General features: G+C 72.1%; 18 protein-coding genes. 7 read left to right on the forward strand and 11 right to left on the reverse strand.

Annotation, left to right across the window (positions count from 1 at the left end; translation table 11 throughout):
- Positions 1-167 precede the first annotated feature (167 nt).
- Entirely contained in the window at positions 168-812 is a 645-nt protein-coding gene (locus ACQ5SO_RS00005) for a CGNR zinc finger domain-containing protein (protein WP_430939505.1), read from the reverse strand.
- Positions 813-1,053: 241 nt separating this feature from the next.
- Here ACQ5SO_RS00005 and ACQ5SO_RS00010 point away from each other — a divergent pair, with 241 nt between their 5' ends.
- Complete coding sequence (locus ACQ5SO_RS00010) at positions 1,054-1,506, forward strand: cupin domain-containing protein (RefSeq protein WP_430939506.1); 453 nt, start codon at positions 1,054-1,056, stop codon at positions 1,504-1,506.
- A 55-nt stretch (positions 1,507-1,561) separates the two neighbouring features.
- Here the strand turns inward: ACQ5SO_RS00010 and ACQ5SO_RS00015 are convergent, their stop codons facing one another.
- Complete coding sequence (locus ACQ5SO_RS00015; RefSeq protein ID WP_430939507.1) at positions 1,562-2,320, reverse strand: IclR family transcriptional regulator domain-containing protein; 759 nt, start codon at positions 2,318-2,320, stop codon at positions 1,562-1,564.
- Positions 2,321-2,431: 111 nt separating this feature from the next.
- Here ACQ5SO_RS00015 and ACQ5SO_RS00020 point away from each other — a divergent pair, with 111 nt between their 5' ends.
- From ACQ5SO_RS00020 to ACQ5SO_RS00030, 3 genes are all read left to right on the forward strand, one after another.
- Positions 2,432-3,139 carry a 3-oxoacid CoA-transferase subunit A gene (locus tag ACQ5SO_RS00020; protein ID WP_430939508.1) on the forward strand — a complete coding sequence of 236 codons (708 nt, stop codon included), beginning with the start codon at positions 2,432-2,434 and terminating at the stop codon, positions 3,137-3,139.
- Positions 3,136-3,822, forward strand: a complete 687-nt coding sequence (locus tag ACQ5SO_RS00025; protein WP_430939509.1) for a 3-oxoacid CoA-transferase subunit B — start codon at positions 3,136-3,138, stop codon at positions 3,820-3,822. The genes ACQ5SO_RS00020 and ACQ5SO_RS00025 overlap by 4 nt, the downstream gene beginning before the upstream one ends.
- A gap of 324 nt (positions 3,823-4,146) precedes the next feature.
- A complete protein-coding gene (locus ACQ5SO_RS00030; protein ID WP_430939510.1) occupies positions 4,147-4,896 on the forward strand; it encodes a sulfite exporter TauE/SafE family protein in 750 nt (249 codons plus the stop codon).
- 32 nt (positions 4,897-4,928) lie between these two features.
- On the opposite strand, the gene ACQ5SO_RS00035 is transcribed toward ACQ5SO_RS00030, so the two are convergent.
- The 8 genes from ACQ5SO_RS00035 to ACQ5SO_RS00070 form a co-directional block, all read right to left on the reverse strand.
- Positions 4,929-5,813, reverse strand: a complete 885-nt coding sequence (locus ACQ5SO_RS00035) for an SDR family NAD(P)-dependent oxidoreductase (RefSeq protein ID WP_430939511.1) — start codon at positions 5,811-5,813, stop codon at positions 4,929-4,931.
- Positions 5,814-5,824: 11 nt separating this feature from the next.
- The gene (locus tag ACQ5SO_RS00040; protein ID WP_430939512.1) at positions 5,825-6,736 is read right to left on the reverse strand and encodes an alpha/beta fold hydrolase; all 912 of its coding nucleotides are present in this window, start codon (positions 6,734-6,736) and stop codon (positions 5,825-5,827) included.
- The gene (locus tag ACQ5SO_RS00045) at positions 6,733-8,238 is read right to left on the reverse strand and encodes a flavin-containing monooxygenase (protein ID WP_430939513.1); all 1,506 of its coding nucleotides are present in this window, start codon (positions 8,236-8,238) and stop codon (positions 6,733-6,735) included. Before ACQ5SO_RS00045 ends, ACQ5SO_RS00040 begins: the two co-directional genes overlap by 4 nt.
- 169 nt (positions 8,239-8,407) lie before the next feature.
- Complete coding sequence (locus ACQ5SO_RS00050; RefSeq protein ID WP_430939514.1) at positions 8,408-9,259, reverse strand: ABC transporter permease; 852 nt, start codon at positions 9,257-9,259, stop codon at positions 8,408-8,410.
- Positions 9,252-10,019, reverse strand: a complete 768-nt coding sequence (locus tag ACQ5SO_RS00055; protein WP_430939515.1) for an ABC transporter ATP-binding protein — start codon at positions 10,017-10,019, stop codon at positions 9,252-9,254. The genes ACQ5SO_RS00050 and ACQ5SO_RS00055 overlap by 8 nt, the downstream gene beginning before the upstream one ends.
- A gap of 162 nt (positions 10,020-10,181) precedes the next feature.
- Positions 10,182-11,213, reverse strand: coding sequence for an ABC transporter substrate-binding protein (locus tag ACQ5SO_RS00060; RefSeq protein WP_430939516.1), 1,032 nt, complete (start codon positions 11,211-11,213; stop codon positions 10,182-10,184).
- A gap of 290 nt (positions 11,214-11,503) precedes the next feature.
- Positions 11,504-16,480 (reverse strand): S8 family serine peptidase, encoded by a 4,977-nt coding sequence (locus ACQ5SO_RS00065; protein WP_430939517.1) that lies wholly within the window; start codon positions 16,478-16,480, stop codon positions 11,504-11,506.
- Positions 16,481-16,820: 340 nt separating this feature from the next.
- A complete protein-coding gene (locus ACQ5SO_RS00070; RefSeq protein ID WP_430939720.1) occupies positions 16,821-17,981 on the reverse strand; it encodes an ROK family transcriptional regulator in 1,161 nt (386 codons plus the stop codon).
- Positions 17,982-18,167: 186 nt separating this feature from the next.
- On the opposite strand from ACQ5SO_RS00070, the gene ACQ5SO_RS00075 reads away from it, so the two are divergent.
- The 3 genes from ACQ5SO_RS00075 (at position 18,168) to ACQ5SO_RS00085 (ending at position 21,330) form a co-directional block, all read left to right on the forward strand.
- Complete coding sequence (locus tag ACQ5SO_RS00075) at positions 18,168-19,181, forward strand: sugar ABC transporter substrate-binding protein (RefSeq protein ID WP_430939518.1); 1,014 nt, start codon at positions 18,168-18,170, stop codon at positions 19,179-19,181.
- A gap of 299 nt (positions 19,182-19,480) precedes the next feature.
- Positions 19,481-20,557, forward strand: coding sequence for an ABC transporter permease (locus ACQ5SO_RS00080; protein ID WP_430939519.1), 1,077 nt, complete (start codon positions 19,481-19,483; stop codon positions 20,555-20,557).
- Positions 20,554-21,330, forward strand: a complete 777-nt coding sequence (locus ACQ5SO_RS00085) for an ATP-binding cassette domain-containing protein (RefSeq protein WP_430939520.1) — start codon at positions 20,554-20,556, stop codon at positions 21,328-21,330. The genes ACQ5SO_RS00080 and ACQ5SO_RS00085 overlap by 4 nt, the downstream gene beginning before the upstream one ends.
- 65 nt (positions 21,331-21,395) lie before the next feature.
- Here the strand turns inward: ACQ5SO_RS00085 and ACQ5SO_RS00090 are convergent, their stop codons facing one another.
- Positions 21,396-24,155, reverse strand: coding sequence for an ATP-binding protein (locus ACQ5SO_RS00090; RefSeq protein WP_430939521.1), 2,760 nt, complete (start codon positions 24,153-24,155; stop codon positions 21,396-21,398).
- Positions 24,156-24,305: the final 150 nt, after the last annotated feature.

Genomic DNA, 24,305 nt, shown 5'->3' on the forward strand with positions numbered 1-24,305 from the left:
CCGCGGCGCCCGGGAACCCGCCGCGCCCGGCGGCGGCCACCGCCACCGCGCCCCCCCCCCCGGGGGCGGGCGGTCTCGGGGGGCGCAAGGCCCCCGCTCGCCCGCCCGCGCCGCGCCGGGGCGCGGCGGGCGCCAGGCTCCGACCCGCGGCGCGTGGGGGCGCGCCCTCAGCCCGCCTTGCCCCTGCGCGCCCGGAAGGCCGCCGCCTTGGCGCGGTTGCCGCAGACCGCCATCGTGCACCAGCGCCGCTTGTGATTGCGGGTGGTGTCGAGGAACCACAGCGTGCAGCTCGGCCCCTCGCAGTTCTTCACCAGCTTGAAATCCGCGTCGCAGATCAACTCGCCCATCGCCTCGGCGATCGGCAGAAGCAGGTCGTCCGGCCCGCGCCAGCGCCGCATCCGCAGCCAGCTCGGCGCGCCGGGGCGGGCGGCGTCCTCCTCGGCGGGCACGATGGACTGGAACGCGGCGTCGCGGGCCAGGATCTCGTTCAACGGGCCGAGCGCCGCGGCCGCCTCCGCGTCCAGCCCGCGCCCGGCATGGGCGGCGACGAAGCCGCGGAACCAGTCGCGCAGCCCCCGCGCCGCCGCCGCCACGGCGTCGAGCGCGGGACCCGCGGGCAGGCCCTCCGCCTCCTCGCGCGAAAGCAGCCCGGCCGCGACCATCCAGGCCGTCAGATCGGCGCCGGTCTCGATCCACTCGATCTCCTCGCCCCAGGGCGCGGCCACGCTGTTGAGGAAGTCGAGCGCCGGGTGATCCGCGACCAGGAACGGATCGGGGCGGGGCGCGCCGGCGCTGCGGGTGTCGTCGGTCATGGGCGCGTCTCCCGCTCCGGTCGGCGCCGGGGCGCGCCGCCCTGCGGGCATAACCGGAGAAAGGGCTTCGGGCAAGTTACCCCTCACGCCAGCGGCATCTCCTTTCCCAAGTGCGTGATAACCTTTGTAACGATAATTGACTGGTTATTTTCGGCGCCGTAACTCCTGAAACACCGAAACGGCGGTTTTCCCGTCGGCCGCCCGGCCCGACGCCGCCGTTCGCGCACAGGAGAGAGACCCGATGACCGCCCGCCTGAAAATGACCGCCCGCCTGAAATCCGCCGGCGCCGCCGCCGCCCTGGGGCTCGTCGGGGCCCTGTCCGGCCTCGGCGCAGCCCCGGCCCTGGCCGACGATTTCACCGCCTTCGACGACATCGAGTTCGCCGAGGGCGCGCCCGGCATCTCGTTCGGGCTGCTCTGGGGCGACTGGGCGACCGGGCCCTTCGCGATGATCGTGAAGATCGAGGCGGGGGCCGCCGCGCCGCTGCACCACCACACGGCGAACTACAACGCCGTCGCGATCCAGGGGACCTGGGTGCATACCGAGACCGACGGGACCGAGCGCATCGTCACCCCCGGCTCCTACGCCTTCCAGCCGAAGCTGGAGAACCACGGCGACCGCTGCCGCGGCCCGGGCGACTGCCTGATCCTGGTGCAGATGGACGGCCCGAACGCCTTCATCGTGGCCGACTGACGCCAGCGGGGCCGCCTCCGACCCTCCCCCCCAAGGAGAGGGGCGGGCGGCCCCCTTACAGCACCCGGCGCAGCCCCGCCTGCACCCGCGTCAGCTCGGGCAGGTAGGCCTCCAGCAACGTCTCGGCCCGCTCCGCCGTCGCCGCCATCCCGGTATTCAGCGCCGCCACGACCCGCCCGCGCCCGTCCAGCACCGGCACGGCGAGCGAGCGCAGCCCCAGCTCGATCTCCTGGTCGATCAGCGCGTGCCCGTCGCGGCGGGCGGCCGCGATCCGGGCCATCACCTCCTCGGGGTCCGTCACGCTGAACGGGGTGCGCGGCGAGAGGTCCGAGCCCTCCACCGCCGCCCGCGCCTCGGCCTCGGGCAGGGCCGCCAGCAGCACCCGGCCCATCGAGGTGCAATGCGCCGGAAGGCGCGAGCCGGGCATCAGCCCGATCGACATCACCCGCTTCTGCGCTGCGCGGGCCAGGTAGACGATCTCCCCCTCGTCCAGGATCGCCACCGAACAGCTCTGCCCGATCCGTTCGGCCAGCTGGTCGAGCCAGGGCTGCACCACCGCCGGAAGCGGCAGCGCCGCCAGCGCGCCCATGCCGAGGCGCAGCGCCCGCGGGGTCAGGGTGAAGAACTTGCCGTCGAACTCGGCGTAGCCCTCGGCCACGAGGGTCAGCAGGGATCGGCGCGCCGACGCCCGGTCCAGCCCCGCGCGCGCGGCGGCGGCGGAGGCCGACAGCCTCGGATGCTCGGCCCCGAAGGCCGCCAGCACCCGCAATCCCTTGGCCAGCGAGGCCACGTAGTCGCGCGTTTCGGTCGCCATGCGACCATCGCTATCCGCATCGCGAACAAATGTCGACATGCGACCGAAACCGCTTTCCCGCGCCCGCGCCGCCCCCATATTCCTGACCGAAACATCAGGAGGGAGAAACGCATGGACAAGCGCATCGCCACGGCGGCCGAGGCCGTGAGCGCGATCCCCGACGGCGCGACGGTGATGATCGGCGGCTTCGGCGGCTCCGGCTCGCCCATCGAGCTGATCCACGCGCTGATCGACCAGGGCGCGAAGGACCTGACGGTCATCAACAACAATGCCGGGAACGGGCATGTCGGCCTCGCCGCGCTGATCGAACAGGGGCGGGTGCGCAAGCTGATCTGCTCCTTCCCCCGGTCCAAGGACCCGGTGGCGTTCAACGAGGCCTATGCCGCGGGCAAGCTGGAGCTGGAGGTGATCCCCCAGGGCACGCTGTCGGAGCGGATGCGCGCCGCGGGCGCCGGGATCCCGGCCTTCTACACGCCTGCGAGCTACGGCACCGAGCTGGCCGTCGGCAAGCCGGTCGCCGAGTTCGACGGCAAGCACTACGTGCAGGAACGCTGGCTGAAGGCGGATTTCGCGCTGATCAAGGCCGAGGCCGGGGACCCGCACGGCAACCTGACCTACCGGATGGCGGCGCGGAACTTCAACCCGCTGATGGCGGCGGCGGCGGCGTACAGCATCGCGCAGGTCTCGACCGCGGCGCCCCTCGGCGGCATCGACCCCGAGCATGTCGTCACCCCCGGCATCTTCGTCGACGCGCTGGTCCATGTGCCCGATGCGCAGCAGGAAGAGGCCCTGAACCAGGCGGAGGCCGTGTACCCGTGACCCAGCTCGACACGATCCAGCTTTCCAACGCCCGCATCGCCTGGCGCGCGGCGCAGGACATCGCCGACGGCGCCTATGTGAACCTCGGGATCGGCTTTCCCGAGATGATCGCCCGCTACCAGCCCCCGGGCCGCAAGGCGGTGTTCCACACCGAGAACGGCATCCTCGATTTCGGTCCGGCCCCGGCGCCGGGCGAGGAGGACTGGGACCTGATCAACGCCGGCAAGAAGGCGATCACGCTGAACCCGGGCGCGAGCTTCTTCCACCATGCCGACAGCTTCGGGATGGTGCGCGGCGGGCACCTGGACCTGGCGGTCCTCGGGGCCTTCCAGGTGGCGCAGAACGGGGACCTTGCGAACTGGTCCACCGGCAAGGGCGGCATCCCGGCCGTCGGCGGCGCGATGGACCTGGTGCACGGCGCCAGGCGCGTCGCGGTGGTGACCGATCACGTCACGAGGAAGGGCGACCCGAAGCTGGTGGCCGAATGCTCCATGCCGCTGACCGGCGTGGGCTGCGTGACCCGGGTCTACACCTCGCTCGCGGTGGTGGACGTCGAGGGCGGGCGCTTCGTGCTGCGCGAGAAGCTGCCGCAGCTGTCCTTCGACGAGCTGCAGGCCGTCACCGGCGCGACGCTCCATGTCGAGGGCGACGTGGCCGACCTCTCGGTCCCCGAAGAGGTCTGATCCGCCGCCCCGCGACGGGGCGCCGGGGGATGCGCGGGCCGGGCCGTTCCCGGGCCTTGCGCGGCGCCGCCGTCCCGGGCCGAGGGGCGGCGGCGCACATTTTCAGGCCCCCGCGGGCGGCCCCTCCGGGCGGCCCCGCGCGGGGCCCGCGCCGGTCCCCGCGCCGCCCGCGGGGCCGAGCCGCGGCGCCTGCCGCAAGCGGCCAAGGCGATTTCGCCCGCGGCCCTCGCGCCGCCGCCGCGGTTGCGCGCCGGGGCGTTCGGTGGTCTTGCTGCGGGGGGCGCCCCCTTCCGCCCGCCCCCGCCGCCCAGAGGACGTCGCCCCTTGCTCAGCCAGCTTGACCTGATCTTCCTGCTCGCCGCCTTCGTGGTGGGGCTGTCCAAGGGCGGACTCGCCTCGGCCGGGTCGCTGGCGGCGCCGTTCCTCGCGCTCTGGGTCGATCCGCTGCGGGCGGCGGCGCTGCTGCTGCCGATCTTCATCGTCTCGGACATGGCCGCGCTGTGGATGTTCCGGCGCGATTTCTCGCGGCCCAACGTGGCGGTGCTGCTGCCCGCGGCGCTGCTCGGGGTGGTCGTCGCCACGCTGGCGGCGCCCCATGTCTCGGTCGCCTTCACCACGCTGCTGTGCGGCGGGATCGGCATCGCCTCGGTCGCGCAGGCGGCGGTGCGGGCGCTGCGCCGCGGGGGGACGCAGGCGCGGCCCTTCGATGCGCCGCGCGGCGCCTTCTGGGGGGTGCTGGTGGGGATCACCAGCTACATCTCCCATTCCGGCGCCCCGCCGTTCCAGAGCTTCGTGCTCCCCCAGCGGCTGCCGAACCTGCAATTCGCGGGCACGGCGGTGCTGGTCTTCGCCGGGGTGAACCTGTCGAAGCTGCCCGCCTACTGGGCCGCGGGGGTGATGGAGATCCCGTCGCTGCGGCTGCTGGCGATGATGGGCGCGGTGGCCATCGCGGGGACCATGGTCGGCCGCCAGGTCACGAAACGGCTGAGCCCAGAGAGCTACATGCGCATCGTGCAGGCGCTGCTGCTGGTCGTCTCGGTGCAGCTGGTGTGGAAGGGGCTGGCGGAGCTGTAGGGCCCGCCTGCCTTTCGCGGCCCCCCCTCACCTCAGTCCCCGAAGGTCTTGCGGATCCAGTCGGCGATCAGCGCCGGGTAGCGTTCGGGCGCCAGGCGGATCATGCGGTCGAGGGAGCGGGCCTTGCGCGTCACCACGATGCGGGATCGGCCGCGGGCGACGCCGGAGAGGATCTCGGCCGCAGCGACGTCCGGGGGCATGGTCAGCAGTTTCTCGACATAGACCTTGCGGCGGGCCTCGGCGAGGGCCTCCTCCTCTGGGGTGAAGTTGCGGGCGCGGCGGGCTTCCGCGGCCGCGCGGTCGGCGATGCCGGTGCGCACGCCGCCGGGATGGACGACGACGACCTGCACCGGCTTCTTTTCCAGCAGCATCTCCACCCGCACCGCCTCGGTGAAGCCGCGCACGCCGAACTTGGAGGTGCAATAGGCGGACATGTTGGACTGCGCCATCAGCCCGTTGAGGCTGGAGATATTGACCAGCGCGCCGTCGCCGCTGTCGATCAGCAGCGGCAGGAAGGCGCGGGCGCCATGGATCACGCCCCAGAGGTTCACCTGCAGCACCCGGTCGAAATCCGCGGTGGGGCAGTCCAGCACCGGGTAGGCGCCCGAGGCGATTCCGGCGTTGTTGTAGAGCTGGTGGACGGTCCCGAACCGTGCGGCCACGTCCTCGGCCCAGGCGCCCATGGCGGCTTCGTCCGAGACGTCGAGCGTGGCGGCGTGGGCCTCGGCCCCAGCCGCGCGCAGCATCGCGGCGGTGGCCTCGGCGGCGGCGCCGTCGATGTCGCTGACCGCCACCGCCTTGGCCCCGCGCGCGGCCAGCCCCAGCGCCAGGGCCCGGCCGATGCCGTCCCCCGCGCCGGTGACCGCGGCGGTCTTGCCCGCGAAGCGCCCGGCGGCCTTGCCCGCGCGTCCCGTCACCGCGCGTCCCGTCACTGCGCGGCGTGGGCGGGGTCCCGCGCCCCGGCGCGGGCGCGGGCGGCGTTGCGCGCGACCAGCTCGGCCAGCCGCGGCGACAACCCGATGGCGAGGTCGTGCCCCATGCCCTCGATGATCTCCAGCTCCGCCCCCGGGATCGCCGCCGCCGTCGCATGTCCGCCCGAGGGCTGCACCAGCGGGTCCTTGTCGCCGTGGATCACCACCGTGGGGGCGGTGATGGCGCGCAATTCCTCGGTCCGGTCGCCGGATTTCAGGATCGCCATGATCTGCCGCGCGACGCCCTCATGCGGGTTCTCGCCGCCCCGGTCCCAGGCCCCGGCGGCGTATTCCGCGGCGCGGCCTTCATCCACCGCCCAGGTCTTGCCGCCGATGAAGCGCACCATCCCGAGATACCGCTCCACCGCCTCCTCCCGCGTCTTCGCGGGCGGGCGCATCAGCTTGAGCTTGGCGCGGAAGGTCGGCTGCCCCGCCTTCTTCGCCCCGGTGGTCGAGAACACCGAGGCCAGCGACAGCGTGCGCGCCGGATGCCGGGCGGCGAAGGTCTGGGCGATCATCCCGCCCATCGACATGCCCATCACGTGGGCCGCGTCGATCCCGAGATGGTCGAGCAGCGCCGCCGCGTCGGCGGCCATGTCCGAGAGGTCGTAGTGGTGCGGCTTCACCCGCCCCAGCAGCATCTCGAGGTTCCCCGGGGGCGGCGTGTCGATGCGCGAGGACCGGCCCACGTCGCGGTTGTCGAACATGATCACCCGGAAGCCGCGGCCCTTGAGTTCATCCACCAGTTCGGGCGGCCAGCCGGTCAGGTGCATCCCCAGCCCCATGATGGCGAGGAGCGGCGCCCCCTCGCCCTCGGCGCGCCAGCAGATGCGGCGGCCGTCGGGAAGCTCTGCGATCTGTTCGGTCATGCGGCGGTCTCCTGTGCGGCGGGGGCCCGGGCGGCGGCGGCCGTGCGGGCGGGAATGAAACGCAGCGCCGGATCGTCGATCGGGCCGCTGCGGAAGACTTTCTCGTCGGCGAAATAGTTGTGGTTCATCTCCCACGGCGCGGCGGCGCCGCGGCGGGGCAGGGTGTGGAGGGACCGCTGGATATAGCCGGCGCCGAAATCCATCAGCGGGCGGGTCTCGCCGCCTTCGGGCGCGACGGGCATGGCGGCGGCGGCGCCGACCTCCTCCATCCGGGCCAGCAGGCGGGTGAAATGCTCGCACAAGAGGCCGATCTTCAGCGTCCAGCTTGAGTTGGTGTAGCCGATGGCGAAGGCGAAGTTCGGCACGCCGGACAGCATCGAGCCGCGGAACACCAGCCGCGTCGCCGGGTCGACCGCCGCGCCGTCCACCGAGAGCGTCGCGCCGCCGAAGAGCTGCAGCCGCAGCCCGGTGGCGGCGATCACGAGGTCGGCGGGAACCTGCGCCCCGTCCTGCATCTCGATGCCGGTTTCGGTCAGCCGCGCGATGGGGCCGGTGACGATGGACGCCTTCCCCGACCCGATCGCCTTGTAGAAATCCGCGTCCGGCACGGCGCAGAGGCGCTGGTCCCAGGGCCCGTAGGGCGGGTTGAAATGGGCGTCCACGTCGAAGCCCTCGGGGAGCATCTTGGCGTTGATCTTGCGGATCAGCTTGCGCGCCGTTTCCGGGTAGCGCTGGCACAGGGCGTAGACGACGCGCTGGCGCAGGATGTTCTTGCGCCGCGCGAGGCGATGCGCGAGGCCCGCGGGCAGGAGGCGCTTCAGCCGCTCGGCATTCGCGTCGCGCGACGGGATCGGCAGGATGTAGCTCGGCGTCCGCTGCACCTGGGTGACATGCGCCGCGTCGCGGGCCAGCGCCGGGACCAGCGTCACCGCCGTGGCGCCGGAGCCGATGACGGCGATGCGCTTGCCGGTCACGTCCAGCCCCTCGGGCCAGAGCTGCGGGTGGATGATCGGGCCGGGGAAATCCGCCTCGCCCGGGAAATCGGGGCGGTGGGGAGTGTCATAGTCGTAGTAGCCCGTCGCGCCGAACAGCCAGCGGGCGCGGCGGGTTTCCTCGGCGCCCGTCTCCTCGTCGCGGATCGTCGCGGTCCAGAGGGCGGCGTCGCCGTCCCAGTCGGCGCGCAGCAGGCGGCGGCGATAGCGGATGCGGGGGGCGACGCCCTCTTCCTCGGCCGCCTCGCGCAGATAGGCCATGATCTCCGCCGCCCCGGCGATGGCCTTGTCGGACCGCCAAGGCTTGAAGTCGAAGCCGAAGGTGTAGAGGTCGCTGTCCGAGCGGATGCCGGGATAGCGGTGCAGGTCCCAGGTGCCCCCGAGGTCGCCGCGCGCCTCGATGATCTCCCACGACTTGCCCGGCAGCCTGCGGTTCAGCCAGGCGCCGCAGCCGATGCCCGACAGCCCGGCCCCGACGATCAGCACGTCCAGCGGCGCGTCTTCGCCCATGCCTGTTCCTCCCGCCGCGAAGCATGCACCGGGCGGCGGCGGAATGGGAGGCCCCGGGCCGCCCCTTCCCGTTGAATTATTGGTGATTTCGCGTGTCGGTTGCGCCGCCCTTGCGGCAGCGCCCGCCAGGGGCGTCGCCTTGCCGCGGGGGCAGGGCGGCGCCCCGGCCTCAGCCGCGCCAGCGCAGCAGCCGCCGCTCCAGCGCGCCGATTCCCGCGCTGGTCAGAACGCCGAGCAGCGAGAGGATCACCACGCCGGCGAACAGCCGCTCGAGGTCGTAGAGCGACCCGGCCTCGAGGATATAGGCGCCGATGCCGTGCTCGGCGCCCAGCATCTCGGCCGCCACCAGCAGGATGATCGCGATGGCGAGCGAGATGCGCAGCCCCGAGAGGATCCCCGGCATGGCGCCGGGCAGCACGATCTTGCGCACGATCGACAGCCAGGAAAGGCCGAAGCTCTGCGCCATGCGGATCAGCCCGCGGTCCACGTTGTCCACCGCGCCATAGGTGGCGACGACGGTGGGGGTGAAGGTGCCGAAGGCGATGAGCGCGTATTTGGAGCCCTCGTCGATGCCGAACCAGATCACGAACAGCGGCAGCAGCGCGATCTTCGGCACCGGGAACAGCGCCGCCACCACCGGCACGAGGCCGGAGCGGATATAGGAGAAGAGGCCGATCAGCACCCCCACGGACACGCCCAGCGACACCCCCAGCGCCGCGCCGACCGCGAGGCGGGTGAGGGACGGCGCGAGATGGGTCCAGAGCATCCCCGTCTCCCACAGCTCGACGAAGGTGCCCAGCACGTCCGAGGGCTTGGGCAGGGTGAGGGCGGAGATCCAGCCCGCCTGCGTCCCCGCCTCGACCAGCGCGATGAGCAGGACGAAGACCAGCGGCCCGATCCAGCGGCGGCGCACCGGGGCGAAACCGCCGCCGCGGAAGCGGACTTCCGTTTCCGGGGCGGTTCCGGGGGCGGCTTGGGGCGCGGGGGCGGCGCCGGTGCTGATGGGGGCGGCGTCAGACATCCAGAAGCTCCTCGTCCGCGGCGCGGGCCTCGTCGCGCATGATGCCCCAGAGGCGCGCCTGCACGGCGGCCAGCTCCGGGTCGTCGTGGCGGCGCTCGGCCAGGGGGCGGTCGATCTCCACCACCTCGCGCACCTGCCCGGGACGGCGCGACAGGACCACGATGCGATGCCCGAGGCGCACCGCCTCGGCCAGGTTGTGCGTGACGTACACGGCGGTGAAGGGGCGGCGGGTCCAGAGGGCGACGAGGTCGTCCATCAGAAGCTCCCGCGTCTGGGAATCGAGCGCCGAGAGCGGCTCGTCCATCAGCATCACGGCGGGGTTCACGGCGAGCGCGCGGGCGATGGCCACCCGCTGCTTCATCCCGCCCGAGAGCTGCCGGGGCAGGGCGTTCGCGAAATCCGACAGGCGGGTGCGGGCGAGCACGTCGGCGATGATCGCCTCGGCCCGCGCTTTCGGCAGGCGGTGGTCTTCAAGGGCCAGCGACACGTTCCCGTGCACCGTCCGCCAGGGCAGCAGCGCGAAGTCCTGGAAGATGTAGGTGAGCGGGTTGAGGCAGCCCTCGGGCGGCGATCCGGCGGTCAGCACGCGGCCCGCCTCCGGGCGCTCCAGCCCGCCGATCATCCGCAGGAGGGTGGATTTCCCGCAGCCCGACGGGCCGACGAGGCAGAGGATCTGGCCCGCGGGGATCGACAGGCGGATGTCCCGCAGGACCTCCTGGTCGCCATAGCGGTGGCTGACGCCGTCGAGACGGATGTCCATCGGCGGGTCCTTCGTGGTGCGCCTGCGCGCGGCCGCCGAAGCGAAAGCGGGGGCGGCGGCGCGCGGCGATGTGCGCAAGGGGGCGCCTTCGCGCGGATCGGCGCGAAAGCGCGGGAAGGGGGCGGCGGGACGGGCGCGGCGGCCCGCCCCGCCGGGGCCGGGTCAGGCCTCGAAGGTCTCGACGTAAGAGGCGTTCACCAGGTCCTCCATCGTGACCGAGGCGTCCACCAGCTTCTCGGACTGGTACCACTCCAGCTGGTCGCGGATCGAGGCCATGTTCAGCTTCGCGCCCTCGTTGATCCGCATCGAGCCGTTGATGATCGACGGGGCCGCCTTCTCGCGCGGGCGGTCCGTGTAGACGTATTTGTGGACCAGGTCGACCATGGCGTTCATGCCGTCATCGCCCTCGGTCCGGTCCACCATGGCGGCGTTGTAATCCGCCGCGCCCTTCGAGAAGGCGGCGATGAAGTCGCCGGTCATCCCGGCCTCGTTCGCGGCGTTGGCGTCCGAGGTGAAGGTGGTGGTGACCTGGTAATGCGGCAGGTAGTCGGAGACGTTGCCGATGATCTTCACCGCGCCGGCCCCGGCCAGCGGCTTGGCGATGTGCGGCACGATCGACCAGGCGTCGATCTGGTTCGACTTCAGCGCGCCGATGATCGCGCCGACCTTCTGCAGCGGCTTGAATTTCGGCATCGCGCCTTCCGCGGCGCCGATCTTCGAGCCCATGTAGTGGAAGGACGAGCCCGCCTGCGTCACGCCGAAGCTGCGGTCCGCCAGCGCGGCGGCCGAGGTCAGGCCCGCGTCATAGGCCCCGTTGGAGGCGAGGATCTTCTGCCCGTCGATCCCCGGCTCCTCGGACAGGGCGCCGCCGATCACCTTGATCGCGCCCTTCTGCGCGAGCGAGATCAGCCCGCCCGACACCGCGGTCACCGCGTAATCCACGTCGCGCGAGGCGATGGCCACGGCCATCGGCTGGGCGGCCTGGAAGAATTTCAGCTCCACGTCGAGGCCCGCTTCGGCGAAATACCCGCGCTCGAGCGCCACGAAGCTGGCGGAGTGCGAGGTGAAGCGCAGCGCGCCCACGACGACCTTGCGGTTCTTCGCGATGGCCGGGGCGGCGAGGCCGCCGGCGGCGGCGGCGGCCACGCCCGCGCCCATCAGGCCGAGCGCGCGGCGTCTGTCGAATGCAACCATGTGATCCTCCCTGGGATGCAGCGCCCGGCGTCGTTGGCGCGTCGGGCTGTCCGTCGGCGCGCGGGGATCCGGCGGCGCGCGGCGTCCCCCCGCGGGGCGCCACAGCCCCCGGGCGCGCGCGGGGCAGTTGGGGCGCGGGACGGGCCGGGTGTCAAGGGCGCGCGGGCCTGCCGGGCGCCCCGGTTCCGCCGGGCGAAACGAAAGGACGCCGCCCCGGGGCGGCGTCCGAATGCGCCCGGGGGGGGGCGGGGGTGCGGGGCCGGGCGGCGGCGCGGGCGGGGCGGGCCGCCTCAGCCCAGCAGCGCGTCGTCCCAGAGGGAGAGGAGCGACGGGTTCAGCGCCGGATCCGCCGCGGCCGCCAGCGTCGCGGCGTCGAGGGGCGCGTCCCGGGCCGCCTCGCCCGCGTCGCGCAGCGCCTGCAGCGCGGCCGCGTCGCTCTCCTCCGCCCAGGCGTCGGCCCAGGCGTCCGCGGCCAGGCTCCGCTCGAGGGCGGTGCGGTCCGCGTCCTTGACCGGGTCGTCGATCCCGGTCGAGGCGATGGGATCCGCGCTCAGCGCCCCCGACCCGGCGATGGCGAAATAGCTCACCGCCTCGGCGGTATGGGCGATCTCGGCGTCGAAGCTGCGGTCCTCGGCCACGCGCAGCGACACGCCGTCCGCGTCGATGGCGCCGCGGCGCAGCCCCGCCGGGTCCGGCCCCTGCACGCCGTCGATGGCCGCCAGCACCTGCGGCGCCCCGGTGAAGCCGCTCGCGAAGGCGAGGTCCGAGGCGACGTCGGTGAAGTCGAGCCCGGTCACGAACGCCTCGTAGGCCGCGCCGCCCCACAGGCCCGATCCCTGCTCGATGGCCATGTAGCCGATGGTCTCCACCGCGTGGATGCCGTCGTTGAGGGCCTCTTCCTCCTGCATCGCCACCTGGAAGCCGTTCGCGTCGACGGCGCGGGTGCGGGTCTGCACGAAATCGGCCCCGTTGTCGGTCTGCACCTGGCTGATCACCGCGGGCCGCCCCGAGAAACCGGCGTCGAAGCCCACGCTCTCGTAGCCCGCCGAGGTCAGGCGGGCGGTGTCGATCTCGCCGATCTCGAGGCGGGTTCCGTCCTCCAGCTGCCAGCTGCCGGCCTCGAACACCATGTAGCTGACCTGCTCGACCGCGTGCCGGCCGTCGAGATAGTTCGCCTCCTGCACCCGCACGGTGAAGCTTCCGGCGGTGGTGTCGAGGATGCGCACGATGGCCGGGTCGGCGCCGTTCTCGGTCATCGGGGTGACGAACACGACCGGGTTCACGTAGCGGTTCGACAGGGTCACCGTCAGCTCGCCCGTGCCGACGGCGTCGATCAGCCCGTACTCGGCCATCACGTTGCTGTCCGAATAGGTGCCGAAATCGATGCCGTTGACCGCGCCCTCGTCGTCCAGCGTCACCTCCTGGCCCAGCGGGCCGCCGACGGCGTTGGCGATGCGCCAGGCGGTCCCGTCCGCGACGGGGGTGTTGTAGGCGATCTGCACGCCCCCGGTCCCCGAGGCGTTCTCGATCCCCACGGTGGCCGAGGTCGTGCCGTTCATGTCCTCGTACTGGAACACGATGTCGCCGTCGGCCTCGAGGATCGCCTGGAAGGTGACCGTGCCGGTGCCGTTGTAGAGGGCGACGTTCTCGTACTGCACGATGAACCGCTCGTTCGCGGCGTCGTGCCAGTGATAGACCGTGCCGCCCTGCAGCGGGTTGAGGTCGTCCCAGAACGGCGCGATCAGCTCGTTCGGGCCGCCCGCGTCCGGCAGCGCGGTGTTGGAGAAGGTCGAGCCGAGGGTGCCGAAGGTCAGGTAGCCGTTGGAGCTGACCACGACCGAGGTCTGCGCCGCGCCGTAGAAGTCGAAGGCGAAGGGCAGGGACACGGTCACGCCGCTGTCGTCCGAATGGGACAGCGCCGTGCCGACGCCCGCGATGTCGACCCAGTTGTAGACCGCCTCGGAGAAGCCCGCGCCGCCCTCCGACAGCACGGTGTAGCCGCCCGAGGAGGAGGGCGAGGTCTGCACCCAGCCCAGCGGCGTCTCGGCCCGGATCGTCCAGGTCCCGGCCCCGAGGCCCGAGAGCTGGTAGATCCCGTCCTCGTCCGTCACCGTCCAGGGCTCGTCCCCGTCATGCACCCCGTCGCCGTCGAGATCGGCGTAGATCAGCCAGCCGTCGAGGCCCCGCTCGGCCGTGTCGCCGGACCCGTCGCGGTCGAGGTCGTTCCACACCCGCCCGGCGATCACCGGCGGCTGCATCGGCGCGGCCGAGACCACGCCCGACCCGGAGACGGCCAGCAGCGAGGCGAGCTCGGCGATGTGCCCGGTCTCGGCGTCGGCGCTGGTGTCTTCCTCGATCACCACCGAGGCGGAGTTGCGCCCGACGAAGGCGGCGCGCAGCCCGGCCGGGTCGGCGCCCGCGAAGCTGCCCAGCCCGCCGATCAGCAGCGGCGCCGCGGCGAAGGCGTCGTCGAAGAACACCGAGCCGCCGCCCTCCGGCGCGGTGGCCGAGAACGCCTCGAACTGCAGCCCGTCCCAGTCGCCGGCGCCCGGTTCGATGGCGAACCAGCCGACCTGCTCCTCGGCGTGGATGCCGAGATTGTTCGCCTCCTCCTCCTGCATCGACAGCTGGAAGCCGGCGGCGGTGGTCCCGGCGACGCGGGTCTGCACGAAATCGGCGCCGTTGAAGGTCTGGACCTGGCCGACCACGACCGGCGGCGCGTCGAACGGGGTGGCGAGGGCGACGTCCTCGAAGCCCTGCGGGGTCAGCAGGTCGGTCCGGGTCGTCCCGACCTCCAGCAGGCGCCCGTCGGGCAGCCGCCAGGACCCGGCCTCCATCACCGCCCAGGACACCGATTCCCCGGCATGCACGCCGTCGAGGTGGTTCGGCTCCTGCAGGAACACCTCGAAGGCGTCGGCGCCGACGGACAGCAGCCGCGGCGTGACCGGGGAGTCGCCCTTGCGGCTGTTGACCATCAGGAACACCACCGGGTTCTCGAAGCTGTGCGACAGCGCGATGGTCTGCGGGGTGGAGGAGAGCGCGTCGATGCGCCCGAACTCGGCCATCGGGCGCGAGGTGGCGAGGTTGCCGAAATCCACCCCCTCGACCGCCTGGCCGCTGGAGACCTGCACCTCGTGCCAGGTCGGCTGCCCGTCGCCGGGCGTGAAGCGCACGGCCAGCCCGTCGCGGGCGTAGGTCGTGTCATAGGCCAGTTCGATCGCGGTCGCGCCGTCGGGGGATTCGATGCCGATGGTGGGCGAGATGTTCCCGTCGACCATCTTGTACTGGAACACGATGTCGCCATCGCCTTCCAGGATCGCCTGGAAGGTGGCCGAGCCGTCGTTGTAATAGCGCTGGATGTCGTCCCACTGGATGATGACGCGGTCGTTCGCGACGTCGTGCCAGGTGTAGATCCGCGGGTCGCTGCTGTAGGAGACGAAATCGTCCCAGAGCGGCGAGATCAGCGCGCGCAGCGTGTCGGGGGACCCGAGCGGCGCATTCATGTAGTCGGCGAGCGCGAAGGTGTCGGCCGCGGTGTCGAAGCTCATCAACCCGTTGTCGGTGATCCGCACATGGGTCTGCGCCTGGCCGAAGAACTCGAACCCGAAGTCCGCGGGCAGGGCCAGGGTGAACTCGGTGTCGTCGCTCAGCGCGTGGCTGGTCCCGAACCAGGAGACCTCGACCCAGTCATAGACCGGGCCGCCCGCGTCGTCGCTGTCCGACACGGAATAGGCCTCGGTCAGCAGCGGCGCGGTCTGCACGTAGCCCGGGGGGACGTCCTGCGCGACGCGGTACAGGCCGGGTGTGACCTCCTCGAACCGGTAGACGCCGTCGGCGTCGGTCCAGGTCTCGGTCTCCAGCACGTCGTGCACGCCGTTCATGTTGGAATCGAAGAACACCCGCACGCCGTCCAGCGCCGTCTCGCCCGCGTCGCGGATCCCGTCGCCGTCCGCGTCCTCCCACACCACGCCCGAAATGGTCCCGTTCGCGGGCGGCTGCAGCGCCGCGGCGGCGTTGACCCGCCCGCCCGAGACGGACACCCCCGCCAGCGCCGCCACCGGGTCCGAGGTGGCGATCAGCCGCTCGCGGATCTGCGCGGGCGTCAGGGTCGGGTCTTCCTCCAGCATCAGCGCCACGATGCCCGACACGTGCGGCGTCGCCATCGAGGTGCCCGAGAAGGACGAATACCCGCCCCCCGGCACCGAGGAGAGGATGTCCGAGCCGGGCGCGGCCACGTCCACCGTGGTCGCGCCGTAGTTCGAGAAGCTGGACCGCTGGTCGTCATGGTCGGTCGAGGCGACCGAGATCACGTTCGAGGCGGTGTAGTTCGACGGGTAATGCGGCGAGCTGTCGTTGTTGGTCCCGTCATTGCCCGCCGCGGCGACGAACACCAGGCCGGACTGCCCGGCCAGCTCGATCGCGTCGGCCAGCGACTGGTCGTAGCCGCCCCCGCCCCAGGAGTTGTTGGCGACCTGCGCGCCCATCAGGGCGGCGTATTCCACCGCCCGGATCGCGTCCGAGGTGGAGCCCGAGCCGCTGTCGTTGAGGAACTTCAGCGCCATGATCCGCGCGTTGTAGGCGACGCCGACCACGCCCGACCCGTCCGCCTCGGCCGCGATGGTGCCGGCGACATGGGTGCCGTGGGACTGCACGTCCATCGGGTCGCCGTCGTCATAGGCGAAGTCGTATCCGTAGACGTCGTCGACGAAGCCGTTGCCGTCGTCGTCGCGCCCGTTGCCCGCGATCTCGCCGGTGTTCACCCACATGTTCCCGTCGAGATCGGAATGGGTGTAGTCGACCCCGGTGTCGATCACCGCCACCAGCACGCCTGCGCCGGTGCGGCTGTCCCAGGCCTCGGGGGCGTCGATGTCCGCATCCGCCGTGCCGCCGGTCTGGCCGGTGTTGTCGAGGCCCCAGAGCTCGTCGAACCGCGCGTCCGAGGGCACGAGGTCGGCGGCGTGGATGGCGGCGTCCTCGCGGATGTATTCCACCGACTGGACCACCTCGCCATACCACCATTCGTGCTGGAAGGCGGCGAGCGCGTCGGCGGACAGGCCCTCTTCCGCGCGCCAGAACTGGAAGCCGAACTTCTGCGTCCGGCCGGTCAGCTCGATCCCCAGCGCGGCGCGCAGCTCCGAGAGCGCGGCGTCCACCACGTCGGTGCCCATGGCGCCCTCGGCCAGGCGCACGATGAACTCGGTCGGCGCGGAGGTGGCCGCTGAAACGGCGGTCGCGTCGTCGGCGGCGCGGGAATCAAAGGTGAGCATCGGCACTCTCCGGCGCGAAAGGGCGGTCTGAAATCCGGGCCGGTCGGGTCACGGCGACCGGCGGGCGCCCGGCGCGCCATGCGGCGGCGCGGTGAAATTCGGGCGCTATTTCTTAACCAAAATCGGCCTCAAAGGCAATCTCGCGCCCGCGGGATAGCGCGAATTACCGAGGCGCGTTAACCATTTATTAGGAATTGGGGCGCGCGGGCGAAGACGCGCCGGCGCGCTGCCGCAAGCCATGGATGACGTTGCGGCAGGCGCCGGGCGCGGGGCGCCCCGTGCGTCAACGCAGCGTCAGCGGGGGGCGGCCCCCGCGCCTCGGCGCAGGAAGACCCGCGCCTCAGCGCAGGAAAAACTGGCTGAAGATGGGGGCCGAGGCGGCCCCGAGCGCCCGCGCGTCATGGCCGATCCGGGCTTCCTCGATCCGCGGGCGGGCCAGGCCGCGCAGGTCGAGCGCGTCGAGCCGCGCCCGCGTCCGCTCCACCAGCGCCGCGCGCACCGAGGCGGGGAAGGCGCCGTCGATCAGCACCGCCTCGAAATCGATCACCGCGCACATGTTGCGGGCCGCGCGGGCCAGCTCTTCCGCCGTGCGGTCGATCCAGGGGGCGAGCAGCGGGGTGAAGTCCGACCAGTCCTGCGGCTGGGCCCAGAGCGCGCCGGGATCGCGACCCGCCGCCGCCACCGCGGCCTCCAGCAGGTGCAGGGAGGCGGTGTCGATCAGCGGCGCCTCGGGCCCCGCGCCGCCGGTGCGCAGGCTGCCGAAGGCCCCGGCATTGCGCCGCCCGCCCTCGACCACCGCGCCGTTCATCACCACGCCGCCGCCGATGAAGCTGCCGATGAAGACATAGGCGTAATCGTTGAACTCCCGTCCCCGCCCGAAGGCATGTTCCGCGCGGCAGGCGGCGGTGGCGTCGTTCTCGGCGAAGACGGGAAGGTCGCTGAACCGCGCCACCCGCTCGGCCAGCCGCGTCTCGCGCCACACGTCGAATTCGGGCGGGGCGCCGAGCTGCTCGGTCCAGTTCCAGATCTCGGAGGGGGCGCCGATGCCGATGCCGCAGATCCGCTCGCGCTGGCGGGGGGTGAGGTCCGCCGACATCCCGGCCACGCCTTCCTCGAGGAAGCCGAAGATCGCGTCGGGCATCGGGTAGGGATAGGTCAGCTGGCGGCGGGCCAGCAGCCGCCCGTGCAGGTCGATGGCCGCGAGATCCGAGGACCGCCGCCCGATCTTCAGCCCGAAGGCCAGCGCCCCGTCCGGGTCCAGCGCCATCGGGGCCGAGGGCTTGCCCACGCGCCCGCGCTGCGGCGCGCCGCGGGTCAGGAACCCCTCGGCCTCGAGCCGCCGCAGGATGTTGGACACGGTCTGCGGCGACAGGCCCGAGCGCTTCGCCAGCTCGGCCCCCGGCATGGCGCCGCCGCGCTGCAGCAGCGACATCACCAGCCGCTCATTGTGCGCGCGCACGCCGGTCAGGTTCATCCCCGCCGACAACTCCCCAAGCGCCATCACGTCCACCCTCGTTCCTCGGATCGGGGGCATCCTGCCCCGGCTTATTTAATATATCAAATGGATTTATATATTGACCGCGGGGCGGGAATCTGGTTCCCCATAAGGGGCGAGCGGGGCGGAGGACACCCCGCGGCGCCGCGCCGTTTCGTAAACGCCGCGCCACCGATCCGGGAGGACGACACCATGAAGAAACTTCTCGCGCTCAGCGCCGCCGCGCTGGCCTTTTCCGCCGTCTCCGCGTCCGCCGCGGACATCTCGGCCTGCATCATCACCAAGACGGACACCAACCCGTTCTTCGTGAAGATGCGCGAAGGCGCGAACGCCAAGGCGGAAGAGCTGGGGATCACCCTCAACGCCTATGCGGGCAAGGTCGACGGCGATAACGAGACCCAGGTCGCGGCCATCGAGACCTGCATCGCCAACGGCGCCAAGGGCATCCTGCTGACGCCCTCCAACACCTCGGCCATCGTGCCGGTGGTGCAGCAGGCGCGCGAGGCGGGCATCCTGGTCATCGCCCTCGACACCCCGCTCGACCCCATCGACGCCGCCGACATGACCTTCGCCACCGACAACTACCGGGCGGGCGAGCTGATCGGGCAGTGGGCCGCCGCCACCCTCGGCGACGCCGCCAAGGACGCGAAGGTCGCGTTCCTCGACCTCGACGTCTCCCAGCCCACCGTCGGCGTGCTGCGCGACCAGGGCTTCATGTCCGGCTTCGGCATCGACGTGAAGGACCCGAACAAATGGGGCGACGAGGATGACCCGCGCATCGTCGGCCACGACGTGACCCAGGGCAACGAGGAGGGCGGCCGCAAGGCGATGGAGAACCTGCTGGCGCAGGACCCCTTCATCAACGTCGTCTACACGATCAACGAGCCCGCCGCCGCCGGCGCCTACGAGGCGCTCAAATCCATCGGGCGCGAGGGCGACGTGCTGATCGTCTCGGTCGATGGCGGCTGCCCGGGCGTGAAGAACGTCTCCGAGGGCGTGATCGGCGCGACCTCGCAGCAGTACCCGCTGCTGATGGCCTCGAAGGGGATCGAGGCGATCCACGCCTGGGCCACGAAGGGCGAGAAGCCGAGCGCGACCGAGGGCAAGGACTTCTTCGACACCGGCGTGACGCTGGTGACGGACAAGCCCGCCGAGGGCGTTCCCTCGATCGACTCGGCCGAGGGCGCGAAGCTCTGCTGGGGCTGAGCTGAGGCGCGGCGCGCCCGCGCCTGGACGACCGCCGGACGGGGGGCGCCCCCTGTCCTGCCCGCCTCCCCCGCGGGGGAGGCAAGGATCCCCCGGCGCGGCCCCACGGCGCCGGGGCGGTCCGACCCCTCGGGCGGGCGAGGCCCCCGCACGCCCTCCGCGCGCCGCCGCGGGCCTGAAGGCCCGAGCCGCGGCGCGCCCGGCCCGGGACGCGCAGCGACGCGCCGGGTCTGCCCCGGCCGCCGCGGCGCATCCGCGGGGGCCGACCGGCGATCATGCAATCCAGAGGGAGCGCGGCCGTGAGCAACGCAAACGCCGACAGTTACGAAGACGTCGTCAAGACGCGGCGCGAGGAAGGCTTCGCGCAGTTCGAGGACGACCGGAAGGGCCTCTTCGCCCGGTTCCACCACGCCCTGCACGCGACCCCGTCGCTGGTGCCGCTGATCGTGCTGATCGCGGCGCTGGCGGTGTTCGGGATCCTGCTGGGGTCCAAGTTCTTCTCGCCCTTCGCGCTGACGCTGATCCTGCAGCAGGTGCAGATCGTCGGCGTGCTGGCCGCGGCGCAGTCGCTGATCATCCTGACCGCGGGGATCGACCTGTCGGTGGGGGCGGTGGCGGTGCTGACCTCGGTCATCATGGGGCAGTTCACCTTCCGATACGGCATCCCGGCGCCCATCGCGGTGGCCTGCGGCATGGCGGCGGGCGCGGCCATCGGCGCGATGAACGGCTGGCTGGTCAGCCGCGTGAAGCTGCCGCCCTTCATCGTCACCCTCGGGATGTGGCAGATCGTGCTGGCGGCCAACTACCTCTATTCCGCCAACGAGACCCTGCGCGCGCAGGAGATCGAGGCCGAGGCGCCGTTCCTCCAGCTGCTGGGGACCACGATCAAGATGGGCGGGGCGACCTTCACCCTGGGCGTGATCCTGATGCTGGTCCTCGTGCTGGTGCTGGCCTACGCGCTGCGCTCGACCCCCTGGGGGCGGCATGTCTACGCGGTCGGCGACGACCCGGAGGCGGCGCAGCTGGCGGGGGTGAACGTCCACCGGACGCTGATGTCGGTCTATATCCTCGTCGGTCTCATCTGCGCGCTGGCGGGCTGGGTGATGATCGGGCGCTTCGGCTCCGTCTCCCCTTCCGCCACCACGGGCGTGATCGGCAACATCCAGGCGATCACCGCGGTGGTGATCGGGGGGATCTCGCTCTTCGGCGGGCGCGGCTCGATCCTCGGGGCGTTCTTCGGCGCGCTGATCGTGGGGGTGTTCGAGCTTGGGCTGCGGATGTCCGGGGCCGACCCGCAATGGACGTACCTGTTGATCGGCGCGCTGATCATCGGCGCGGTGACCGTGGACCAGTGGATCAGAAAGGCGACGGCATGAAACCCGTTCTTCAAGGCAAGGGCCTCGTGAAGCGCTACGGCAAGGTCACGGCCATCGACAATTCCGATTTCGACCTGATGCCGGGGGAAATCCTGGCGGTGATCGGCGACAACGGCGCGGGCAAGTCCACCCTGATCAAGGCGCTTTCGGGCGCGGTGGTCCCGGATGGCGGCGAGGTGCTGCTCGACGGCGCCCCGGTGCGCTTCGCCAGCCCCAACGACGCGCGCGAGGCGGGGATCGAGACGGTCTACCAGACCCTCGCCATGTCCCCGGCCATGTCCATCGTCGACAACATGTTCATGGGGCGCGAGCTGGTGCGCCAGGACGGGCTGGGCAAGCTGCTGCGCCGCCTCGACCGCCCGCGGATGGAGGCCTTCGCGAAGGAGAAGCTGGCCGAGCTGGGGCTGATGACCATCCAGAACATCAACCAGCCGGTCGAGACCCTCTCGGGCGGCCAGCGCCAGGGCGTCGCCGTGGCCCGCGCCGCCGCCTTCGGGTCGCGCGTGGTGATCCTGGACGAGCCGACCGCCGCGCTGGGCGTGAAGGAAAGCCGCCGGGTGCTGGAGCTGATCCAGGAGGTCCGCGCCCGCGGCATCCCGATCATCCTGATCAGCCACAACATGCCCCACGTGTTCGAGGTGGCGGACCGGATCCATGTCCACCGGCTCGGGCGGCGGCTGTGCGTGCTCGACCCCAGGGCGTGCTCGATGTCCGACGCGGTGGCCTACATGACCGGCGCGGCCGAGCCGCCCGAGGACCAGATCGCCGCCTGAGCGCGGGACATGCAAAAGGCCGGGGCGCAGCCGCCCCGGCCTTTTTCCTGCGCGGCCCGCGGGGGTTATTCCGCCGCCGCGCCCGCGTTCTCCAGCGCCGCGAGGGCGAGGGACACCTGCACGGTCGCATAGCCCGACGCCTCGGACACCGCCATCGCGGCGCCGCGCGCGGCGGCCTCGTCGAACACCGCCGCGCCGAGCGCCTGGCGCACCCCCTCGACCGCCGAGAGGTATTCCGGCGCCATCCCGCCCTCGTCGATCACGCCCGAGAGCGAGCCGTGCAGCGTCGCCGCCGCCTGGTTCAGGCCCACCCGCGCGAACAGCGCCGCCAGCGTCATCCGCCAGGCCGAGACCGACGCGATGTCGGTCGCCTCGCCGAAGCTTTCGATCATCCGCGCGACGCCGCGCAGCGCCTCGGCCGGATCGCCGATCCGCCCCTGAAGCGCCGCCGCGCGCGGGGCGACCAGCGTTTCCATGAACTTGGCGCCCGAGCGGCGCGCCGCCTCCACCGCGTGCTCGTAAGCCGCCAGCGCGGCGGGCGGGTCGACGGGTTCCAGCGCCGCGCCCTTGCCGCCATGGGCGATGGCGATGGCCATCGGCACCCCGGCGGCGTCGACCTTCGCCACCACGTCGTCGGCGATGGCCCGCGCCTCCTCGACCTTGCCGGTGGCGGCGAGGATATAGAGGTGGAAGGCCATGATGAAGCGGTCCACCCGGTCCGCCGGATGCGCCGCGCCGCGGGCCAGCAGCTCCACCGCCCCGTCCACGTCGCCCGCATACATCGACACGAAGGCGAGGTCGCCGTAAGCCCAGACGAAATCGTCGTAGTGCGGGTCGTCCAGCAGCTCCAGCGCCGCCTCGCCGAAGCGCTTGGCGTCGTCGAAGCGCTGGAAGGCCCAGGCCGAGCTCGCCGACCAGGTCAGCAGGATCGCGGTGCGCGGATGGCGCGCGGCCTGCGCGGCCTCCACCACGTCCTCGGCCCAGTTGGCGGCTTCCTCCACCAGCCGGAACCGCGCCATGTCCCCGACCGAGGAGGCGATGCGCGCGGCGATGTCCACCTCGCCCGTCTCCTGCGCCCAGCGGAAGGCGTTGCGCAGGTTGTTGATCTCGGCGTCGAGCCAGGCATGGGCGACATGCTGGTCGGGGCTGCGCCAGAGGGCGAAATTCTCGTCCGCCTGGTCCGAGAAGAAGGCGCCGTGGGCCTTGCGCAGGCGGGTTTCGTCCGAGCCGCGCGACAGCCGCGCGCCCGAGAAGGCGCGGATCGTCTCGAGCATCCCGTAGCGCACCGCCTCGCCGCCGTGCTGCGCCGTCAGCAGCGACTTGCGCACGAGGCTGTCGAGGATGTCGCAGACGTCGAATTCATCCACGTCGCCGCCCGCGCAGACCGCCTCCGCGGCCTCGAGCGTGAAGCCGCCGGCGAAGACCGAGGCGCGGTCGAGCACCTGGCGCTCGGGCTCGGTCAGCAGGTCATAGGACCACTGCACCGCCTCGAGCAGCGTCTGGTGCCGGGCGCGCACGGCGCGCGAGCCGCCGGTCAGCAGCCGGAAGCGTTCGCCGAGCCGGGCGAGGATCTGTTTCGGCGTCATCGAGCGGCAGCGCGCGGCGGCCAGCTCGATGGCCAGCGGCACGCCGTCGAGGGTGCGGCAGATCTCGGTGATCTCGGGGGCGAAGGCCTCGGCGCGGAAGCCGGGGGCGACGGCCCGGGCGCGCTCGACGAACAGCTCCGCCGCCGGGGCGGACTTGCCCGCCGTCTCCAGCGGGGGCAGGGGCCAGATCCGCTCGCCGCCGATGGACAGCGCCTCGCGGCTGGTGGCGATGATCCGCAGCCGCGGGCAGGCGGCCAGCAGCGCGTCGGCCAGCTTCGCCGCCGCCTCGGTCACGTGTTCGCAATTGTCGAGGATCAGCAGCAGCCGCTGGCCGCGCAGCGCCTCCTCGAGGCTTTCGAGGATGCCCTTGCCCGCCGCCTGCGCCACCTGGAACACGCCGGCGACCGCGTGGGCGACCGCGCCGGGGTCGTCGACGGCGGCGAGGTCGGCGAACCACACCCCGTCCGGGTAATCGGGGGCGACGCGGCGGCCGGTCTCGATGGACATGGAGGTCTTGCCCATGCCGCCCATGCCGAACAGGGTCACCATCCGCTCGGCCCGCAGCAGGCTGCTCACCTCGCGCAGGGCCTGGGCGCGGCCCACCAGGTCGGTCGGGCGCACCGGCAGGTTGCCCTTCACCAGCCGCCGCTCGGCCTTGCGCGAGCTTTCGAGGCCCTGGCGCACGCCGGTGCGGCTGACCAGGTGGACATGGATCGGGCGGTCGAAATTCTTGACGTCGAACTCGCCCTGGTCGTCGAAGACCAGCCCGGCGCGGCCCTGGGCGCGGGTCTGCACCTCGGCCGAGACCGCGATCCCGCCCTCGGGGGCGAGGCTTTCGAGCCGGGCGGCGATGTTCACCGCGTCGCCGAACACGGCCCCGTCGGGAGTTTCGAGAACCTCGCCCGCGTGGATCCCCATCCGCATCAGCATCCGCCGGTGCGCGGGCCGGTGCGCGGCGATCTCGGAAAGCTCGGATTGCGCGGCCTGCGCGGCCAGCACGGCGCCGACCGAGGTGTCGAACACCGCGATGGCGGCGTCGCCGGTGACGTCCGCGATGCGCCCGCCATGGGCCACCGCGGCGGAGGTCAGGATGTTGCGCGCCGTTTCCAGGTCGGCAACGGTCTGATCCTTGTCATCGGCCATCAGCCGCGTGTAACCCACCACGTCCGCCGCAAGAATCACGACGTCCATGGCTTTGCGCGACGACGCGCGCACGGGACTGGACTGGACGTCGGGCATGCGGCGTCCCCCTTGATCGACGACTTGTTTTTCTGGGCGCGGACCCGCGGCACGGGAATGCGGGACGGCGCCTCGCCACCGTTATGCCCCATTTTCCCGCCGGACAGAAACGACTTTCACGCTTTTTTCGCCAGATTTCTGACGTGCGCG

This window comes from Rhodovulum sp. DZ06 (genome assembly GCF_050586345.1).
Lineage (GTDB): Bacteria > Pseudomonadota > Alphaproteobacteria > Rhodobacterales > Rhodobacteraceae > JBOCEF01.

Coding starts and splice junctions, on each gene's coding strand:
- ACQ5SO_RS00070 (WP_430939720.1), bottom strand. CDS start 17,981: ATGGCGCTTGGGGAGTTGTCGGCGGGGATGAACCTGACCGGCGTGCGC.
- ACQ5SO_RS00060 (WP_430939516.1), bottom strand. CDS start 11,213: ATGGTTGCATTCGACAGACGCCGCGCGCTCGGCCTGATGGGCGCGGGC.
- ACQ5SO_RS00015 (WP_430939507.1), bottom strand. CDS start 2,320: ATGGCGACCGAAACGCGCGACTACGTGGCCTCGCTGGCCAAGGGATTG.
- ACQ5SO_RS00005 (WP_430939505.1), bottom strand. CDS start 812: ATGACCGACGACACCCGCAGCGCCGGCGCGCCCCGCCCCGATCCGTTC.
- ACQ5SO_RS00075 (WP_430939518.1), top strand. CDS start 18,168: ATGAAGAAACTTCTCGCGCTCAGCGCCGCCGCGCTGGCCTTTTCCGCC.
- ACQ5SO_RS00090 (WP_430939521.1), bottom strand. CDS start 24,155: ATGCCCGACGTCCAGTCCAGTCCCGTGCGCGCGTCGTCGCGCAAAGCC.
- ACQ5SO_RS00040 (WP_430939512.1), bottom strand. CDS start 6,736: ATGACCGAACAGATCGCAGAGCTTCCCGACGGCCGCCGCATCTGCTGG.
- ACQ5SO_RS00050 (WP_430939514.1), bottom strand. CDS start 9,259: ATGTCTGACGCCGCCCCCATCAGCACCGGCGCCGCCCCCGCGCCCCAA.
- ACQ5SO_RS00065 (WP_430939517.1), bottom strand. CDS start 16,480: ATGCTCACCTTTGATTCCCGCGCCGCCGACGACGCGACCGCCGTTTCA.
- ACQ5SO_RS00045 (WP_430939513.1), bottom strand. CDS start 8,238: ATGGGCGAAGACGCGCCGCTGGACGTGCTGATCGTCGGGGCCGGGCTG.
- ACQ5SO_RS00085 (WP_430939520.1), top strand. CDS start 20,554: ATGAAACCCGTTCTTCAAGGCAAGGGCCTCGTGAAGCGCTACGGCAAG.
- ACQ5SO_RS00010 (WP_430939506.1), top strand. CDS start 1,054: ATGACCGCCCGCCTGAAAATGACCGCCCGCCTGAAATCCGCCGGCGCC.
- ACQ5SO_RS00055 (WP_430939515.1), bottom strand. CDS start 10,019: ATGGACATCCGTCTCGACGGCGTCAGCCACCGCTATGGCGACCAGGAG.
- ACQ5SO_RS00020 (WP_430939508.1), top strand. CDS start 2,432: ATGGACAAGCGCATCGCCACGGCGGCCGAGGCCGTGAGCGCGATCCCC.